This is a genomic window from Streptomyces sp. NPDC020681 (assembly GCF_044334895.1).
Classification (GTDB): Bacteria; Actinomycetota; Actinomycetes; order Streptomycetales; family Streptomycetaceae; genus Streptomyces.
This window is the reverse complement of the sequence record NZ_JBIRTX010000023.1, coordinates 23587-40724: the sequence shown is the minus strand read 5'-3', so window position 1 is coordinate 40724 and position 17138 is coordinate 23587. Positions and strand designations below refer to the sequence as shown.

Genomic DNA, 17138 nt, shown 5'->3' with positions numbered 1-17138 from the left:
TGCAACGCCTGCTCGACGTACCGTTGCAATGGACTGATCGTGAACGCACACTGGACCGGACCATCCACCAAGAGGAGGCGGGCACCCATGCCGGGAGGCAGGCTGACCCACGAGGACCGCCGGAGCATCGCTTCAGGGCTGGCCGAAGGACTCGGATACGCCGAGATCGCCAGGCGGCTCGGCCGTCCGACGTCGACCATCAGCCGGGAGGTCGCCCGTAACGGCGGGCCAATGGGCTACCGGCCCGACCACGCCCACCAGGCCACGGGACGCCGCGCCCGCCGGAGCCGGCCGACGCCGCAGCCCGAACTGCCGGGCGCGGCAGGCGCGTACGGACGCGACCCCGAGGCGGTACGCGGCTTCGTGGAGGAGTTCGCGACGCTGATGGCCCAGACGGGCGTCCCGCGGATGGCCGCCCGCGTGCTCACCTGCCTGTTCACCACCGACTCCGGCAGCCTCACCGCCGCCGAACTGGCCCAGCTCCTGCGGGTCAGCCCTGCCTCGGTCTCCAAAGCCGTCGGCTACCTCGAAGACCTTGACCTGATCCGCCGCGCACGCGACCCCCGGACGCGTCGCGAGCGGTACGCCGTCGACGACGACGTCTGGCTCCGGGCGTGGTCCACGAGCGCCCAGAAGAACACGCTCTGGTCGGACGCCGCCCGGCAGGGCGCCGAAATCTTCGACTCAACGACCCCCGCAGGAGCGCGGCTGGAGCACATGGGCCTGTTCTTCGCCCGCCTCGGCGACGACATGGCGAGCGGCCCCATCACAGCGGCAGCCGGCGAGAACGTACTGACCGTTCTCGCCGCGCTCGTGCACGCGGCCACGCCACTCACCGCGGCCCAACTGGCCACCGCGCTGGGCTGGCCCCCGGACCGGGTCACCACGGCTCTGCACGACGCCGTGCAACACCCGGGCCTCACCGACCCGGTGACGGTCAGCCGCACGGAGCCGGGCACGTACACCGTCACGGCCAGACCCGACCGGCTCACCAACGCGCAGCGCGAGGCGCTCAGCCGTGCGTAGTCGGCAGGACCGCGATCTCGAGCTCGCTGAGCCGGTCCCGGTCCGCCACCACGTCGATTGCGGTGATCCTGCCCTGCGTGATCGTGAACTCGAGTACCAGGAACAGCCGTCCGCGCGGGGCCATCACCAGTCCGGCCTTTCCGTTGATCAGCGCCGGCTGGGTGAAGCGGACCCGTTCCGCGGCGGCCGATGCGCCCTTGGCCACGTTGCGGGCGCCGTGGAGCACGATCGGTGCGGGCGTCGGGCCGGCGGTGCGGTCGGCGTGGAAGACCACGTCCGGGTCGAGCAGGGCGAGCAGGGCCCCGAAGTCCCCGCCGCGGGAGGCGGCCTGGAAGGCCTCGACGACCTGGCGCTGGCGGGTCAGATCGGCGTCGGGCACCGACGCGTTCCCTCTGACCCGGCGGCGGGCGCGGCTCGCGAGTTGTCTGGTCGCGGCCGGGGAGCGCTCCATCATCGGGCCGATCTCGTCGAACGGCACGGCGAACATGTCGTGCAGCACGAAGGCGAGCCGCTCGGCCGGCGACAGCGTGTCCAGGACCACCAGCAGGGCAAGACCGACCGAGTCGGCGAGCAGCGTTTCCTGTTCGGGGTCGGCTCCTGACTCCGGGTCGACGACCGGGTCGGGCACGCGCATCTCGAGCGGCTCCTCGCGCCTGCGCTCGCGCGAGCGCAGCATGTTCAGGCACACGCGCGCCACCACCGTTGTCAGCCACCCGCCGGGGTTCTCCACGTCGCTGGTGTCGGTGCGGCTGATGCGCAGCCAGGCGTCCTGCACGGCGTCATCGGCCTCGCTCAGCGAGCCGAGCATCCGGTAGGCCACCGCCCGCAGACGGGGCCGGTGTTCCTCGAAGTGCTCCGCCAGCCATGCCCGCTCGTCCACCGTGTCACATCCCTTTCTCGGGTGGGGTCATAGCAGTAGACCCACAAAACCCGGCCGATGTGACCGGGAGACCGACTCTGGACCGTACGACTTTGGAGAAGCCATGACGTCAACCATCCTGGTCACCGGCGGCACGGGCACGCTCGGGCGGCTCGTTGTGCCGCTTCTGCGGGATGCCGGCTGCACGGTGCGGGTGCTCAGCAGGAGCGGCCGCGCGTCCGGGGACGGCAACGACGGCAATGACGGAAGCGACGGAAACGACGGCGTCGAGTACGTGACCGGTGACCTGCTCAAGGGTGAGGGGATCGAGGCCGCGCTGAACGAGGCCGGCACCGTCCTGCATCTCGCGGGCGGGCCCAAGGGCGACGACGAGGCGACCCGGAACCTGGTGCGGGCCGCTTCGCGGGCCGGGGTGCGGCACCTGGTGTACATCTCGGTCATCGGGGCGGACCGCGTCCCGCTGGGCTGGTTCAGGGCCAAGCTTGGCGCCGAGCAGGCCGTGTCCGGCTCCGGCATCCCGTGGACCATCCTGCGTGCCGCCCAGTTCCACGACCTCGCCCTGACCATGGTGGAGAAGATGGCGAAGATGCCGGTGATACCGGTTCCGGGCGGACTGCGGTTCCAGCCGGTCGACGCGCGCGAGGTGGCCGCCCGGCTCGTGGAACTGACGCTCGGCAAGCCGGCCGGCCTGGTGCCCGACCTGGCCGGGCCGGCGGTGTACGGGATGGCCGAGCTGAGCCGCGGATACCTCCAGGCCCGCGGCAAGCGCCGGCTGACGATGCCGCTCCGTATGCCCGGAAAGGCCGGGCGCGCCTACCGGGCCGGCGAGAATCTGACTCTCGAAGGGGCCGCTGTCGGCACGCGGACGTGGGAGGCATTCCTCGACGAGCGGGTGGGCCGGCCCCTTCAGCAGCGCTGAGACCGACCCTCCCGAGAGATCTTCGGTCAGGCGCCGACGTACTCCGCGAGGTGCTCGCCGGTGAGGGTGGAGCGGGCGGCGACAAGATCGGCGGGCGAGCCCTCGAAGACGATCTTGCCGCCGTCGTGGCCGGCGCCCGGTCCGAGGTCGATGATCCAGTCGGCGTGGGCCATGACCGCCTGGTGGTGCTCGATGACGATCACCGACTTGCCGGAGTCGACGAGCCGGTCGAGCAGGCCGAGCAACTGCTCGACGTCGGCGAGGTGCAGGCCGGTGGTCGGCTCGTCGAGGACGTACACGCCGCCCTTGTCGCCCATGTGGGTGGCCAGCTTGAGCCGCTGGCGCTCGCCGCCGGACAGCGTGGTGAGCGGCTGGCCGAGGGTGAGGTAGCCGAGGCCGACGTCCGCGAGCCGCTCCAGGATCTTGTGCGCGGCCGGGGTGCGCGCCTCGCCGGCGCCGAGGAACTTCTCGGCCTCGGTCACCGACATCGCGAGGACCTCGCTGATGTCGCGGCCGCCGAGGTGGTACTCGAGCACCGACGCGTCGAACCGCTTGCCTTCGCAGTCCTCGCAGGTGGTGGCCACGCCGGCCATCATCGCCAGGTCGGTGTAGATGACGCCGGCGCCGTTGCAAGTGGGGCAGGCGCCCTCGGAGTTGGCGCTGAACAGCGCCGGCTTCACGCCGTTCTCCTTGGCGAACGCCTTGCGGATCGGCTCGAGCAGTCCGGTGTACGTCGCCGGGTTGCTGCGCCGGGAGCCCTTGATCGGGGTCTGGTCGACCGCCACCACGCCCTCGTCGGACGGGATCGAGCCGTGCACGAGCGAGCTCTTGCCGGAACCGGCGACCCCGGTGATGACGGTGAGCACGCCGAGCGGGATGTCGACGTCCACCTTCCGCAGGTTGTTCGCCTCCGCGCCACGGATCTTCAGAGCGCCGGTGGGATTGCGCACCGTCTCCTTGAGGGAGGCGCGGTCGTCGAGATGGCGGCCGGTGACGGTGCCGCTGGACCGCAGCCCGTCGAGGGTGCCCTCGTAGCAGACGGTGCCGCCGGCCGTACCGGCGCCGGGGCCGAGGTCGACGACATGGTCGGCGATCGCGATGGCCTCCGGCTTGTGCTCCACGACGAGCACGGTGTTGCCTTTGTCGCGCAGCCGCAGGAGCAGGTCGTTCATCCGCTGGATGTCGTGCGGGTGCAGGCCGATCGTCGGCTCGTCGAAGACGTACGTGACGTCGGTGAGCGAGGAGCCGAGGTGGCGGATCATCTTCACGCGCTGCGCCTCGCCGCCCGACAGCGTGCCGGCCGGCCGGTCGAGCGAGAGATAGCCGAGGCCGATCTCCACGAACGAGTCGAGGGTCTGCTGCAGCGCGGCGAGCAGCGGCGCGACCGACGGCTCCTTGAGAGTGCGGACCCACTCGGCCAGGTCCCTGATCTCCATGGAGCAGCAGTCGGCGATGCTCTTCCGCTTGATCTTCGACGAGCGGGCACCCTCGTTCAGGCGGGTGCCGTCGCACTCGGGGCAGATGCTGAAGGCGACCGCCCGCTCCACGAACGCCCGGATGTGCGGCTGCATCGCCTCCTTGTCCTTGGACAGGAAGGACTTCTGGATCTTGGGGATCAGCCCCTCGTAGGTCAGGTTGATGCCGTTGACCTTGATCTTGACCGGCTCCCCGTAGAGGAAGGCCTGCATCTCCCTCTTGGTGTACTGGCGGATCGGCTTGTCCGGGTCGACGAAGCCGGACTGTGCGTAGAGCTGCACGGTCCACTGGCTGTCCGACTTCCAGCCGGGGATGGTGAACGCCCCCTCGGAGAGCGACTGGGAGTCGTCGTAGAGCTGGGTGAGGTCGATGTCGGAGACCTTGCCCCGGCCCTCGCAGCGCGCACACATGCCGCCGGTGATGCTGAAGCTGCGCCGCTCCTTCACGGTTGTGCCGGCGCGCTGCACCGTGACCGCGCCCGCGCCGCTGATCGAGGCGACGTTGAAGGAGAACGCCTTGGCCGAGCCGATGTGCGGCTTGCCGAGCCGGCTGAAGAGGATGCGCAGCATCGCGTTGGCGTCGGTGGCGGTGCCGACCGTGGAGCGCGGGTCCGACCCCATCCGCTGCTGGTCCACGCTGATCGCGGTGGTCAGACCGTCGAGTACGTCGACGTCGGGCCGCGCGAGGGTCGGCATGAAGCCCTGCACGAAGCTGCTGTACGTCTCGTTGATCAGCCGCTGCGACTCCGCGGCGATCGTGTCGAACACCAGCGAGCTCTTGCCCGAGCCGGAGACCCCGGTGAACACCGTGAGCCGGCGCTTCGGGATCTCGATGCTGACGTCCTTGAGGTTGTTCTCGCGCGCGCCGTGCACACGGATCATTTCGTGGGTGTCGGCGGCGTGCGGCTCAGGCGCCTGCGTGTCGGTCCTCGTGGCCATGCTCACTGTCTCCATCTGTGGTGCGGGCTCCATCTGTGGTGCGGGCCGCGTTCGCGGTCTCCGTCGGTTTCGCCCGGCTCGATCCGGCCAACCGGCGGCCGTCGCCCGTCAGCACCTCGCGCCAAGTCTGGACGCGACATGGGGAGATGCGGAACGGGTTGGCACTTATCGGTCCTGAAGCAAGCCGAGAACATTGCCGTCGGGGTCGGTGAAGGCGGCCACCAGGCGGCCGCCGCCGACATCGTGCGCGGGCTCCTTCACGGTGCCACCCGCGGCGGTCACCTCGGCCAGCTTCGCCTCGATGTCCGGCACGTGCCAGTAGGTCACCGGTGAGGTCATGCCCTGCTGTCCACCGCCCGGCACCAGCCCGATGTGCTGGCCCGCGGCCTCGAAGCCGACGTAGTAGGGCTCGTCGGTCTGCGGCGGTACGCCGAGCAGTGCGGCGTACACCGCCTTGGCCTTCGCCAGGTCGGAGACCGGATGCAGCACGGTCTTGATTCCCTGGGTCTCAGCGCCGGTCATGGTCACTCCCGAAGTCGTGGGTCAACTCGAGGAAGCTCGAGTGGATGGTGACGTCCATGGAGGTCACGCTAGCCACGGCTCGGTGACGGCGCTTCTCCATTCCTGACCTGTCTGGTCGCCTGCCACCCAGGCACGCGAAGCAGACTTCGGTGAGGCCGGAGCGCAGAGGTGGGAGGTCGCCTGTCCGGTGGCCGATCCGACTCTTGACGCCGCCCCGGCATCGACCGAGTCGGCCGCCACATGGCAAAGGCAAGGAGGTCACTCACTCCTTGCCACTCTCAACGTATAGCGCGCCGGGGGCCTTGCGGCAAGACCGGGGTCGTGCCGCAGAATCGTCCGCCGAGTACAGGACCTGCGGAAATTCAATCTCGTTGAATGGGCGTTCTGATGATTGACGTGATCATTGCCGGCGGCGGACCGACCGGCATGATGCTGGCCGGCGAGTTGCGGCTGCACGGCGTGCACGTGGTCGTGCTGGAGAAGCTGACCGAGCCGACCAGGGAGTCCCGCGGGCAAGGCCTGCACGCGCGCAGCGTCGAGATGATGGACCAGCGCGGCCTGCTCGACCGGTTCCTCGCGGTCAGTGAGAAGTTCCAGGTCGGCGGTCTCTTCGGCGGCATCATGAAGCCGTGGCCGGACCGGCTGGACACGGCGCACCCGTACGGCGTCGCCACCCCGCAGCCGGTCACCGAGCGGCTGCTCAACGAGCGTGCCCTCGAACTCGGTGCCGAGATCCGGCGCGGCTGCGAAGTGGTCGGGCTGAGCCAGCACGAAGACGGGGCCGGGGCCGGGGCCGGGGCCGGGGTGACCGTCGAGCTGGCGGACGGCACGCACCTGCGCTCGCGCTACCTGGTCGGGTGCGACGGCGGCCGCAGTGCCGTACGCAAGCTGCTCGGCGTCGGTTTCCCCGGTGTGCCCGCCACGGTGGAGACGCTGCTGGGCGAAATGGAGGTGACCGAGGATCCGGCGACGATTGCCGCCGTCGTCGAGGAAGTCCGCAAGACCCAACTGCGGTTCGGCGTCACCACTCCCAGCGAGGACGGGTTGTGCCGCGTCGTCGTGCCCGCCGACGGCGTGGCCGAGGACCGTGCGACCGCGCCGACCCTCGAGGAGTTCAAGAAGCAGCTGCGGGCGGTCGCGGGCACCGACTTCGGCGTGCACTCGCCGCGCTGGCTGTCCCGGTTCGGCGACGCCACCCGGCAGGCCGAGCGCTACCGGGTCGGCCGGGTGCTGCTGGCCGGCGACGCGGCGCACATCCACCCGCCGACCGGCGGGCAGGGACTCAACCTCGGCGTCCAGGACGCGTTCAACCTCGGCTGGAAGCTGGCCGCCGCGGTGGGCGGCTGGGCGCCGGAGGGGCTGCTGGACAGCTACCACGCGGAACGGCACCCGGTGGGCGCCGCCGTGCTGGACAACACCCGCGCGCAGATCACGCTGCTGGGGACCGATCCGGGTGCGACCGCGCTGCGGGAACTGTTCTCGAAGCTGATGGACTTCGAGGAGGTGAACCGGTACGTGACCGGGCTCATCACCGCGGTCGGGGTCCGCTACGACTTCGGCGAGGGACACGAGCTGCTCGGCCGGCGGATGCGGGACGTGGCGCTGAAGCGGGGTCGCCTCTACGAGCTGATGCACGGCGGCCGCGGACTGCTGCTCGACCAGACCGGCCGGCTCTCGGTGGCGGGCTGGGCGGACCGGGTCGACCACGTCGTCGACGTCAGCGAGGAACTGGACGTGCCCGCGGTGCTGCTGCGGCCGGACGGTCACGTGGCGTGGGTCGGTGAGGATCAGCAGGATCTGCTCGGCCGGCTGCCCACGTGGTTCGGCGCTGCCGTCGGCTGAGCGCGCAGTTGTGGCCCGGAAGGGGCGGTGTCCTGAAATATGGCGTTTGTCGCGCCCGGGCACAGCCAACCGGGTGTTGTCTGGAACACTTTTGCAAGCAGGTGCTTGCAATAGTTAGCGCCGACCCGGCACCATCGGAACATGGCATCACTCAACGTCGGCAATCTCGGTGAGTATCTGCGCGAGCAGCGGCGCAGTGCGCAGCTCTCGCTGCGGCAGCTCGCCGATGCCGCCGGGGTGTCCAATCCGTATCTGAGCCAGATCGAGCGCGGGCTGCGCAAGCCGAGCGCGGAGGTGCTGCAGCAGGTCGCCAAGGCCCTGCGCATCTCCGCCGAGACGCTGTACGTGCGGGCCGGGATTCTGGACGAGCGGGAGCGCGAGGAGCTGGAGACACGTGCCGTCATCCTCGCGGACCCCTCGATCAACGAACGGCAGAAGGCCGTTCTGCTGCAGATCTACGAGTCCTTCCGTAAAGAGAACGGATTCGAGAGCTCGGAAAGTACGGAGAGCTCGTTGAACCCGGAGAGCGCACATGGCGCACAGAGCTCCGAGGCATCGGCGGACAAGGAATCGCACTCCATGGACACCACCGCCCGACGGCCCCGCACGGCCGGAGGCAACGATGCCGACCAACCCTCAAACTGACCTGCGTCCCGGGAGGACCACCGTCATGGCCATCACCGATGACCTGCGTAAGACTTTCACCGACCCGACCCCCCTCTACTTCGCGGCCGGCACCGCCGATCTCGCCCTCCAGCAGGCGAAGAAGGTCCCGGCGCTGTTCGAGCAGCTTGCCGCCGAGGCGCCGAGCCGGATCGACGCCGTGCGCAACACCGACCCCAAGGCCGTTCAGGAGAAGGTGACCATCCAGGCCAAGGAGGCCCAGGCCACCGTCCAGGCCAAGGTCACCGAGGTGATCGGCACCTTCGACACCGATCTGAAGAAGCTGGGCGAGAGCGCCCAGGACCTGGCGCTGCGCAGTGTCGGCGTCGCCGCCGAGTACGCCGTCAAGGCCCGTGAGGCGTACGAGAAGGTCGCCGAGCACGGCGAGCAGACCGTGAAGTCCTGGCGCGGCGAGGCCGCCGAGGAGATCGCGGAGATCGCCGTCGCCGTCGAGCCCGAGGCCGCGAAGGAGCCGAAGGCGCAGACCACCGCCGCGGCGAAGACCGAGGTCAAGGCGGAGGCCAAGGTCGAGGAGAAGAAGGCTCCGGCCCCTCGCAAGTCCACCGCGCGCAAGCCGGTCGCGAAGAAGGCCACGCCTCCGGCCAAGTAGGGCCCGGTAGGCCGAGGCCGAGCAGGACAAGTAAGTCGGGTGTGCGCCGGGCACCATTTGGGGTGTCCGGCGCGTTCTCCCGGTACCTTGGCGGCGAGGCGCTACACATCACTCACTAGGCGGTGCTCAGCATGTTGCGCGCGGGATTCGACTTCACTCTCTGGCTGGTGCTGGATCTGGTCTTCCTTGTCACCGCCGTGACGGCGCTGATCATGGCCGCTTTCGCGCGCGACGACGCCTACCGCGCCGCCGACAAGCAGACCAAGACCTTCTGGCTGGTCATCCTCGGTGTCACGGTCGCGGTGAACCTGTTCATCTCCGTGCTGTTCCTGTCGATCGCCGGACTCATCGCCACGATCGTCTTCTTCGTGGACGTGCGGCCCGCGCTCAAGCAGGTCTCCGGCGGCGGCCGGCGCGGCGGCTCCAGCAGTGACGGCCCGTACGGTCCGTACAACGGCGGCAGGTAGCCGACCGGGCTCCTGGGGCCTGATCCAGAGGACAGGCCCTAGCCCGCGGCCCCGTTCCTGCTCAGCAGCAGCACCGCCACGTCGTCGGTGAGCTCTCCGCCGTTCAGCTCGCGCACCTCCGCCACCGCCGATTCCAGCAGCGCCTCGCCCTCGAGGCCCGCCGCCAGCTGGCGGTTGATCATGTCGACCATGCCGTCCTGGCCGAGCCGCTGCTTCTCTCCCGGCCCCTGACGGCCCTCTATCAGGCCGTCCGTGTACATCATCAGGCTCCACGCGCCGCCCAGCTCCACCTGGCGGCGCGGCCAGCGGGCCCGCGGCAGCAGGCCGAGCGCCGGGCCGCCGCCCTCGCCGTACGGCAGCAGCTGCGCCGCCCGCCCGGGCCGCGCGATCAGCGGTGTCGGATGGCCCGCCAGGCAGAGTCCCGCCCGCCGGCCGTCCGGCGAGATGTCGATCGTGCACAGCGTCGCGAAGATCTCCTCGCTCTCCCGCTCGTGCTCCAGCACCTGCTGCATCGTGGAGAGCAGCTCGTCCCCGCACAGGCCCGCGAAGGTCAGCGCCCGCCAGGCGATGCGCAGCTCCACGCCGAGCGCCGCCTCGTCCGGGCCGTGGCCGCAGACGTCGCCGATCATCGCGTGGACCGTGCCGTCGGCGGTGCGGACGGTGTCGTAGAAGTCGCCGCCGAGCAGCGCGCGCGAGCGGCCGGGCCGGTAGCGCGCGGCGAACCGCAGGTCGGAGCCCTGGAGCAGGGGAGTGGGCAGCAGGCCGCGTTCGAGCCGGGCGTTCTCCTGGGCGCGCAGCCGGGACTCGGCGAGCTTGACCTGCGCGGTGTCGGCGCGCTTGCGCTCCACGGCGTAGCGGACGGCGCGGCTGAGCAGCCGGGCGTCGAGCTCGTCGCGGAAGAGATGGTCCTGGGCCCCGATCCGTACCGCCTCGGCCGCCCGCTCGGCGTCGCTCGAGGTCGTCAGCGCGAGCACCGCATGGCGCGGTGCGAGGCGCAGTACGTGTTTGAGCGGGCCGAGTTCGTCGTCGCCCGCGCCGGGCAGCGCGAGGTCGACGAGCACGCAGTGGACGTCGTCGGTGAGCAGCCGCTCGGCCTCGGTGAGGTTGCGGGCGCTGCGGATCCGGACCCGGGTGCCGGCCGAGTCGAGCGGCTCGGGGACGGAGAAGGCGCCTGCCGGGTCGTCCTCGATGACGAGGAGCACGAGGTCGCCGGTGGAGGAGCCGGTGCTGCCGGCGGTGTTGCCGGGGCCGCTCTTGGCGCCGACGGCGCGGCGGTCGGCACTTGTGGTGCCTCCGCTGCTGAGGCCGCCTGGGGCGCTCTCCGCGGCAGGGGCATTCCTCTGTCGCGGTACGGGTACGGGCATAGAACCGGTTTCCTTCCCTCCCCCCGAGGGCGCGGGACGACGATCGACGTCCCGCCCGACGGGGACCATAGCGGTAGCCGGCGGTCCAGCGGAATGGCGAAGCGTGAAGAGCCGATGGCATATGCCGCGCATGGGGAGGTAGTTGGCTGTGGAGCCATGACGAACATCACGCCTGGCGCCCAAGTGCTCGAAGAATCAACTGTTCAGGCGCGCGTGACGGTGCTCACGTGACTGTGCTCACGTGTCCGCGCGCTTACTTGTCGGGGCGTACGACCCCCAGGATCGCCATCGAACCCGCGCCCGCGATCGTTACATTCCGGCCCGGCCGGGGCGCGTGCACGATCGCGCCGTCGCCGATGTACATCCCGACATGGCTCGCGTCCGCGTGGTAGATGATCAGGTCCCCGGGCCGCATGTCCTTGACGGCGATACGCGGCAGCAGCCGCCATTGTTCCTGCGAGGTACGCGGGATGCCCTTGCCCGCCGCCGACCAGGCCTGTGACGTCAGTCCCGAGCAGTCGTACGACTTGGGGCCCTCGGCGCCCCAGACGTACGGCTTGCCGATCTGCGCGGTCGCGAACTTGACCGCCTTCTTGCCCTGTTCGCTCGCTTTGCCGCCTATGTCCTTCAATGCGCCGGAACTCAGCCAGGCCGTCTGCGCCTTGTACTCCGCCTGCTGCTCCAGCAGAAGGAGCCGGGCGCGCTCCTCCTTCTCCAGCTTGTCCTCTATCTTCTTCGCCTCGGCGATCCGGTCCTCGATGTCCTTCTTCGCCTTGGCCTGCTTGACGCGGTTGGCCTCCAGCTTCTTCCACTGGGTGCTCGCGTCCTTGGTGTACGAAGCCAAGTCGGTCTGGGTCCGGGTGAGTTCGCCCAGCAGGTCCTTGGTCGCCTTCTGGCTCTGCCGGATCCGGCCCGCGCCGTCCAGGAACAGCTGCGGATCGTCGGTGAGGATCAGCTGCGCCCCGGCCGGAAGCCCGCCGTCGCGGTACTGCGCGCGGGCCGCGGCGCCCGCGCGGTTCTTGAGGTCGTCTATGCGCGCCTGGCCCTTCACGATCTCCTGGGCCAGCTTGACGATTTCGGCCGACTGCTTGTCCGCCTGGTCCTCGGCGAGGTTGTACGCGTCGGTCGCGGACGACGCCCGGCGGTACAGCGCGTCGAGCTCCAGGCGCACCTGCTCCAGCGACTTCTTGGCGGCGGGAGTGGTGGCGGAGGCCGGTGGCTCGGGGGCCGCGAAGGCCTGGCCGGGTGACGCCAGCACGGTCAGTGCGCAGACCAGAACGATCGCGGCAGTGGCACAGTGGCGTCGGTTCACGACTCCCCCTCCGGGCTCCGGACATGGACCAGAAAGCTGATTTACCGTCAGTAACTTATGGGTGTCGTCGCGATGGTGCCACGGCCGCCGTCAAATCGACAGAGCCGAGCACTCAATCGGTACTCCTTGCCCATCGGTAGATCACTTCCACCCGTGACGGACGAACAACACGCCGTACGCGTTCCCTTGTTCGAACCCGTTCATCCGGAATTGGGAGCGAGCGCGGCCCAGTTCACCGTGACTTCCCCCTGCCGCCACCGCCGCGGATCGTCCGTCAGCGGCCAGCCGGCCGCCAGTTCCCGTACGGCCCGGATCCAGCGCTGCCGTGCGCCGAGCGAGGCGTACGGAGCGGCCGCCGCCCACGCGCGGTCGAAGTCCCGCAGGAAGGCGTGCACCGGCTCGCCCGGCACATTGCGGTGGATCAGCGCCTTCGGCAGCCGTTCGGCGAGGTCCGACGGCCGGTCCAGGGAGCCGAGACGGGTCGCGAACGTGACCGTGCGCGGACCCTCCGGACCGAGCGCCACCCAGACGTGCCGGCGCCCGATCTCGTCGCACGTCCCCTCGACCAGCAGCCCGCCGGGTGCGAGCCGCGCGCACAGCCTGGCCCAGACCGCGGCGACCTCGCCCTCGTCGTACTGGCGCAGCACATTCGCCGCGCGGATCAGCATCGGCCGGGCTTGCAGGGGCACCTCGAAGCCGCCGTGCCGGAAGCTGAGCCCTTCGCGCTCGTACGGCTTCGCCGCCGCCACCCGAGCCGGGTCGATCTCGATGCCGACGACCTCGCAGCGCGGGTCCGCGGCCCGCAGCCGGTTCAGCAGTTCCAGGGCCGTCCAGGGGGCGGCTCCGTATCCGAGGTCGACCGCCACCGGGTGGTCGCTGCGGCGCAGCGCCGGGCCGTGCACCGCGGCGATCCAGCGGTCCATGCGGCGCAGCCGGTTGGGGTTGGTCGTCCCGCGGGTCGCGGTGCCGACGGGGCGGGTCATAGCAGCGAGGGTAGGCGTTAGGCCCTGTCCGGCCGACCTTGCCGGGCTCGCGTGCCCTTGCACGGCACCTCGCTGCGTTGTCGTCAGTCGCCGACGCTCCGCGTGGGCTCCTTCCTCCGCCTTGCGATGCTCCCCCGTAGCCCTTCGGGCACGGGAGGTGCCCCCATCGCCAGACCCCGCTCGCTGATCCGGCCTGATCGGCCGGACAGGACCTAGGGGCCCGGTGGCCGGTAACGGCCCTGGTGGCCACTACCTGACAGCCGGACGGCAATGATTTGGCAAAGCAGGAGGGGGCCGGAAATGGAAGGGCCGAGTCCGCTGTTGAGGGGGGTGCGGGATCGCTTGTGCCCGCTGTTTGCCGTGCCCGGAACGAGGAGGACCTTCGACGTGAGCCAGTACGTCTCCCGCCTCGGCAGCAGCTTCGCCGCACCCCGCATCCGATTCCCGGGCGGCCACCGGAAGCCGCGCCGGATCGCCATGCTCAGCGTGCACACTTCTCCGCTGCACCAGCCGGGCACGGGCGACGCGGGCGGCATGAACGTCTATATCGTCGAGCTCGCCAAGCGGCTCGCGGCGATCAACGTCGAGGTCGAGATCTTCACGCGGGCCACCGCGGGCGGGCTGCCGTCCGTCGTGGAACTCGCGCCCGGAGTGCTCGTACGCCATGTCGACGCCGGGCCCTACGAAGGCCTCGCCAAGGAGGACCTGCCGGGCCAGCTCTGTGCCTTCACGCACGGCGTGATGCAGGCGTGGGCCCGCCACCGGCCCGGCTACTACGACCTCGTCCACTCCCACTACTGGCTCTCCGGCCATGTCGGCTGGCTCGCCGCCGAGCGATGGGGCGTACCGCTCGTGCACGCCATGCACACCATGGCCAAGGTCAAGAACGCGGCGCTCGCGGAGGGCGACACACCCGAGCCCACGTCCCGCGTCATCGGCGAGACCCAGATCGTCAACGCCGCGGACCGGCTGATCGCCAACACCGCGGAGGAGGCCGACGAGCTGATCCGCTTCTACGACGCCGACCCGGCCAAGGTCGCCGTCGTCCACCCCGGCGTGAATCTAGACCGCTTCCGGCCCGCGGACGGCCGCGCGGCGGCCCGGGCCCGCCTCGGGCTGCCCCAGGACGCCTTCATCCCGCTCTTCGCCGGCCGCATCCAGCCGTTGAAGGCGCCCGACATCATGCTGCGCGCGGTCGCGCTGCTGGTCGAGCGCGACCCCTCGCTGCGCTCCCGGCTCTTCGTCCCGGTCGTCGGCGGGCCGAGCGGCAGCGGTCTCGCCAAGCCCGAAGGCCTGCAGAAACTCGCCGCCCGGCTCGGCATCGCCGACCTTGTGCACTTCCAGCCGCCGGTCGGCCAGGACCTGCTCGCGGACTGGTTCCGGGCCGCGTCCGCGCTGGTCATGCCGTCGTACAGCGAATCCTTCGGCCTCGTCGCGATCGAGGCGCAGGCGGCGGGCACGCCGGTGGTCGCCGCGCAGGTCGGCGGCCTGCCGGTCGCGGTACGCGACGAACGCACGGGCGTCCTCGTCCCCGGCCACAACCCCGCGGACTACGCGGACGCGCTGCACCGGCTGCTGTCCGATCCGTCGCTGGCCGCCCGGATGGGCGCGGCGGCGGCCCTGCATGCGGAGTCCTTCGGCTGGGACACGGCGGCGTCGGCGACGGCGGACGTCTACACGGCGGCGATGTACGAATACCGCCGGCGGGTACGCTCGCACCATGTCTGACGTACAGCGGGCGGCGCAGGTCATCGAGCGGACGCTGAAGGACGCCGGCCTGGAGTGGGAGAACCCGGAGACCGGCGCGTACGTGGTCACACTCCCCGGCACCCGCAAGCTGTCGACGACCTGTTCGCTGCGGGTCGGCAGGCACTCGCTGTCGGTCAACGCCTTCGTCATCCGGCATCCGGACGAGAACGACGCGGCGGTGCACCGCTGGCTGCTGGAGCGGAATCTGCGGCTGTACGGGGTGAGTTACGCGATCGACAGCCTCGGCGACATCTACCTCGCCGGGAAGCTTCCGCTGTCCGTGGTGAACCCGGAGGAACTGGACCGTCTGCTGGGCACGGTCCTGGAGGCGGCGGACGGCTCGTTCAACACCCTTCTCGAGCTGGGGTTCGCGAGTGCGATCCGCAAGGAGTACGCGTGGCGGGTGTCGCGGGGCGAATCCACGCGCAACCTGGACGCGTTCACTCATCTGACTCGCGACTGACGGGCGTCGGCTCCCGTCAACGGGTAGCCAACACAGGCAACAAGGGCCTGCACACCTCTTCCCGCGCGCTGTAGCGCCATGGCATGCTCACCGCCGACGCACACATGAACGGTGTTCACATCCATGGAAGGCTGGCTCATGGAGATCGGTCGGCGCACCATCAGCAGACGCGCTCTGCTCGGCAGCGCGACAGCCGTCGCGGCTGCCGGAGTACTCGGCGGTCCGGCCCCTGCGGCCGGTGCCCGCGGCCAAACCTCCCCGCTCTGGGACGAGTTCCGCCGCAACCCCTTCAACCATCCGCAGATCCCGTACACCGGACGCGCCGGGGCATACGCCGGCGCCGCGCGCCTGCCCCGGCGGCCCGTCGTCGCCAACGTCCTTGCCTACGGTGCCAAGCGGGACGGCTCCGCCGACGCGGCGCCCGCCATCAACCGGGCCGTCGCCGCCGTCGGCGAACGCGGCGGCGGCACGGTCCTCGTCCCTGCCGGCACCTACCGCATCGACGGCATCGTCCGCATCGGCCACAGCAATGTCGTCCTCAAGGGCGCCGGCTCCACCCGCACCAAGCTTGTCGCCACCAAGAACCTGACCGAGCTCATCGGCCCGTACGGCAGCCGCTACGGCGGCGACAAGTCGTCCTGGTCCTGGGCCGGCGGGCTGATCTGGCTCTGTCCGAACGGGCGTTGGGACAGTCTGGTCGAGGCCATCAAGGCCAAGGCCTGGCCCTTCGAGGGCTGGACCGGCAACAAGCGCGACGAGTGGCGCACACTCGCCACCGTCCGTCCGGCCCGTCGCGGCGACCGGTCCGTCACCGTCGACGACGCGTCATCTCTGCGGCGTGGACAGCTCGTTCTCCTCCGCCTCGCCGACGACGCGGCGCACACTCTGCTGGAGCACATGGCGGGCGACGGTGCGGGTCCCGAGGCGTACTTCTGGGACGACAAGACCAAGCTGACCAGCTACGTACCGTACGAATGGCCGGTGCGCATCACCGCCGTACACGGGCGGAAGGTTTCCTTCGAGCGGCCGCTCCCGCTCGACATACGGCCCGAATGGGATCCGCGCATCACCGCCCATGTCGACGCCATCACCGGCTCCGGCGTCGAAGGGCTCACGCTCGAAGCCGTCGAGACGCCGCAGTCCCTGCACCTCCTCGACAAGGGCTACAACGGCGTCACCTTCCAGTGCACGTACGACTGCTGGGCCGAGGACATCACCGTCCGTCATGTCGACAACGGCTTCGGATTCGTCGCCGCCTCCGCCACCACCATGCGCCGCACCCGCGTCGAGGGCCGCGGCTCGCACCACCCCTACTTCTGCCGCGAAGGCTCGCACGACAACCTGATCGAGGACTTCGCCATCGCGCAGCGCACCGTCCCGGCGCCCGCGGGCACCACGCTGCACGGCATCAATGTCGAGGGCCTGTCCAGCTACAACGTCTGGTCGCGCGGCCACATGGAGATGGGCACCTTCGACACGCACCGCGGTATGCCGTTCGCGAATCTGCGGACCGAGATCACCGTCGACAACACCGGCTCCCACGGCGGCGACGCGTCCGCGGGGCCGCTCTACGGAGCCCGCTTCACGCACTGGAACGTCACGGTCGTCAACGAGCGGGCCGGCTGCGTGAAGATCGACGAGATCGCCCCGTACAGCGCGACCGTCGGCATCTCGACGGTCCGTGAGTTCGGCCAGATCGACAAGCCGGACTTCACCGGAAGCCTCAACTCCCGCCTGGAGTCGTACGGTTCGCCGGGCTCGGTGCGGCCGCGCAATCTCCACCGGGCGCAGCGCGAACTGGATTGCTGACCGCCTGACCGCCCCCCACACTCCCCCTCTCCGGACGTGCGCGACACTCCGGGGAGGGGGACAATCTTCCTCATGAGCGACATATCGGGCCACTCCGCTGGCGCCGACGATACGG

Annotated in this window: 15 protein-coding genes; 9 read left to right on the top strand and 6 right to left on the bottom strand. The window is 70.3% G+C overall.

The window, feature by feature from the left end; all coding sequences use genetic code 11:
• Nucleotides 1-87: 87 nt before the first annotated feature.
• On the top strand, nt 88-1026 hold the full coding sequence (locus ACH4YL_RS34860) for a MarR family transcriptional regulator (protein WP_398511525.1): 939 nt from the start codon (nt 88-90) through the stop codon (nt 1024-1026).
• On the opposite strand, the gene ACH4YL_RS34855 is transcribed toward ACH4YL_RS34860, so the two are convergent.
• Nucleotides 1013-1906, bottom strand: a complete 894-nt coding sequence (locus ACH4YL_RS34855; RefSeq protein ID WP_398511524.1) for a sigma-70 family RNA polymerase sigma factor — start codon at nt 1904-1906, stop codon at nt 1013-1015. The two genes, ACH4YL_RS34860 and ACH4YL_RS34855, sit on opposite strands and share 14 nt — an antisense overlap.
• A 103-nt stretch (nt 1907-2009) precedes the next feature.
• On the opposite strand from ACH4YL_RS34855, the gene ACH4YL_RS34850 reads away from it, so the two are divergent.
• Complete coding sequence (locus ACH4YL_RS34850; RefSeq protein WP_398511523.1) at nt 2010-2825, top strand: SDR family oxidoreductase; 816 nt, start codon at nt 2010-2012, stop codon at nt 2823-2825.
• 26 nt (nt 2826-2851) lie between these two features.
• Here ACH4YL_RS34850 and ACH4YL_RS34845 read toward each other — a convergent pair whose 3' ends face one another.
• Together ACH4YL_RS34845 and ACH4YL_RS34840 are read right to left on the bottom strand one after the other, a co-directional pair.
• On the bottom strand, nt 2852-5245 hold the full coding sequence (locus ACH4YL_RS34845; RefSeq protein WP_398511600.1) for an ATP-binding cassette domain-containing protein: 2394 nt from the start codon (nt 5243-5245) through the stop codon (nt 2852-2854).
• A 159-nt stretch (nt 5246-5404) separates the two neighbouring features.
• Entirely contained in the window at nt 5405-5761 is a 357-nt protein-coding gene (locus ACH4YL_RS34840; RefSeq protein WP_398511522.1) for a VOC family protein, read from the bottom strand.
• Nucleotides 5762-6148: 387 nt separating this feature from the next.
• Here ACH4YL_RS34840 and rox point away from each other — a divergent pair, with 387 nt between their 5' ends.
• The 4 genes from rox to ACH4YL_RS34820 all read left to right on the top strand — a co-directional run bounded on the left by rox (nt 6149) and on the right by ACH4YL_RS34820 (nt 9343).
• The gene (gene rox / locus ACH4YL_RS34835) at nt 6149-7603 is read left to right on the top strand and encodes a rifampin monooxygenase (protein WP_398511599.1); all 1455 of its coding nucleotides are present in this window, start codon (nt 6149-6151) and stop codon (nt 7601-7603) included.
• 141 nt (nt 7604-7744) lie between these two features.
• On the top strand, nt 7745-8248 hold the full coding sequence (locus tag ACH4YL_RS34830) for a helix-turn-helix domain-containing protein (protein ID WP_398511521.1): 504 nt from the start codon (nt 7745-7747) through the stop codon (nt 8246-8248).
• Between the two features lie 25 nt (nt 8249-8273).
• Complete coding sequence (locus tag ACH4YL_RS34825; protein WP_398511520.1) at nt 8274-8876, top strand: hypothetical protein; 603 nt, start codon at nt 8274-8276, stop codon at nt 8874-8876.
• 131 nt (nt 8877-9007) lie between these two features.
• Nucleotides 9008-9343: a DUF2516 family protein gene (locus ACH4YL_RS34820; protein WP_398511519.1), complete on the top strand. Its 336-nt coding sequence runs from the start codon at nt 9008-9010 to the stop codon at nt 9341-9343.
• A 38-nt stretch (nt 9344-9381) separates the two neighbouring features.
• Here the strand turns inward: ACH4YL_RS34820 and ACH4YL_RS34815 are convergent, their stop codons facing one another.
• From ACH4YL_RS34815 to ACH4YL_RS34805, 3 genes are all read right to left on the bottom strand, one after another.
• Nucleotides 9382-10839, bottom strand: coding sequence for a PP2C family protein-serine/threonine phosphatase (locus ACH4YL_RS34815; RefSeq protein WP_398511518.1), 1458 nt, complete (start codon nt 10837-10839; stop codon nt 9382-9384).
• Nucleotides 10840-10960: 121 nt separating this feature from the next.
• Nucleotides 10961-12019, bottom strand: coding sequence for an NlpC/P60 family protein (locus ACH4YL_RS34810; RefSeq protein WP_398511517.1), 1059 nt, complete (start codon nt 12017-12019; stop codon nt 10961-10963).
• A 200-nt stretch (nt 12020-12219) separates the two neighbouring features.
• Nucleotides 12220-13002: a class I SAM-dependent methyltransferase gene (locus ACH4YL_RS34805; protein ID WP_398511516.1), complete on the bottom strand. Its 783-nt coding sequence runs from the start codon at nt 13000-13002 to the stop codon at nt 12220-12222.
• A 387-nt stretch (nt 13003-13389) separates the two neighbouring features.
• Here ACH4YL_RS34805 and mshA point away from each other — a divergent pair, with 387 nt between their 5' ends.
• The 3 genes from mshA to ACH4YL_RS34790 all read left to right on the top strand — a co-directional run bounded on the left by mshA (nt 13390) and on the right by ACH4YL_RS34790 (nt 17023).
• Entirely contained in the window at nt 13390-14730 is a 1341-nt protein-coding gene (gene mshA, locus ACH4YL_RS34800) for a D-inositol-3-phosphate glycosyltransferase (protein WP_398511515.1), read from the top strand.
• Complete coding sequence (locus tag ACH4YL_RS34795; RefSeq protein ID WP_398511514.1) at nt 14723-15214, top strand: YbjN domain-containing protein; 492 nt, start codon at nt 14723-14725, stop codon at nt 15212-15214. Before mshA ends, ACH4YL_RS34795 begins: the two co-directional genes overlap by 8 nt.
• 123 nt (nt 15215-15337) lie before the next feature.
• Nucleotides 15338-17023 (top strand): glycosyl hydrolase family 28-related protein, encoded by a 1686-nt coding sequence (locus ACH4YL_RS34790; RefSeq protein ID WP_398511513.1) that lies wholly within the window; start codon nt 15338-15340, stop codon nt 17021-17023.
• The last annotated feature ends 115 nt before the right edge of the window (nt 17024-17138 follow it).

What these genes read in the sequence shown, in the direction of transcription:
- ACH4YL_RS34860 (WP_398511525.1), top strand. Translation starts at nt 88, where the DNA reads ATGCCGGGAGGCAGGCTGACCCACGAGGACCGCCGGAGCATCGCTTCA.
- ACH4YL_RS34850 (WP_398511523.1), top strand. Translation starts at nt 2,010, where the DNA reads ATGACGTCAACCATCCTGGTCACCGGCGGCACGGGCACGCTCGGGCGG.
- ACH4YL_RS34840 (WP_398511522.1), bottom strand. Translation starts at nt 5,761, where the DNA reads ATGACCGGCGCTGAGACCCAGGGAATCAAGACCGTGCTGCATCCGGTC.
- rox (WP_398511599.1), top strand. Translation starts at nt 6,149, where the DNA reads ATGATTGACGTGATCATTGCCGGCGGCGGACCGACCGGCATGATGCTG.
- ACH4YL_RS34830 (WP_398511521.1), top strand. Translation starts at nt 7,745, where the DNA reads ATGGCATCACTCAACGTCGGCAATCTCGGTGAGTATCTGCGCGAGCAG.
- ACH4YL_RS34825 (WP_398511520.1), top strand. Translation starts at nt 8,274, where the DNA reads ATGGCCATCACCGATGACCTGCGTAAGACTTTCACCGACCCGACCCCC.
- ACH4YL_RS34820 (WP_398511519.1), top strand. Translation starts at nt 9,008, where the DNA reads ATGTTGCGCGCGGGATTCGACTTCACTCTCTGGCTGGTGCTGGATCTG.
- ACH4YL_RS34815 (WP_398511518.1), bottom strand. Translation starts at nt 10,839, where the DNA reads ATGCGCGGCATATGCCATCGGCTCTTCACGCTTCGCCATTCCGCTGGA.
- ACH4YL_RS34805 (WP_398511516.1), bottom strand. Translation starts at nt 13,002, where the DNA reads ATGACCCGCCCCGTCGGCACCGCGACCCGCGGGACGACCAACCCCAAC.
- ACH4YL_RS34795 (WP_398511514.1), top strand. Translation starts at nt 14,723, where the DNA reads ATGTCTGACGTACAGCGGGCGGCGCAGGTCATCGAGCGGACGCTGAAG.
- ACH4YL_RS34790 (WP_398511513.1), top strand. Translation starts at nt 15,338, where the DNA reads ATGGAAGGCTGGCTCATGGAGATCGGTCGGCGCACCATCAGCAGACGC.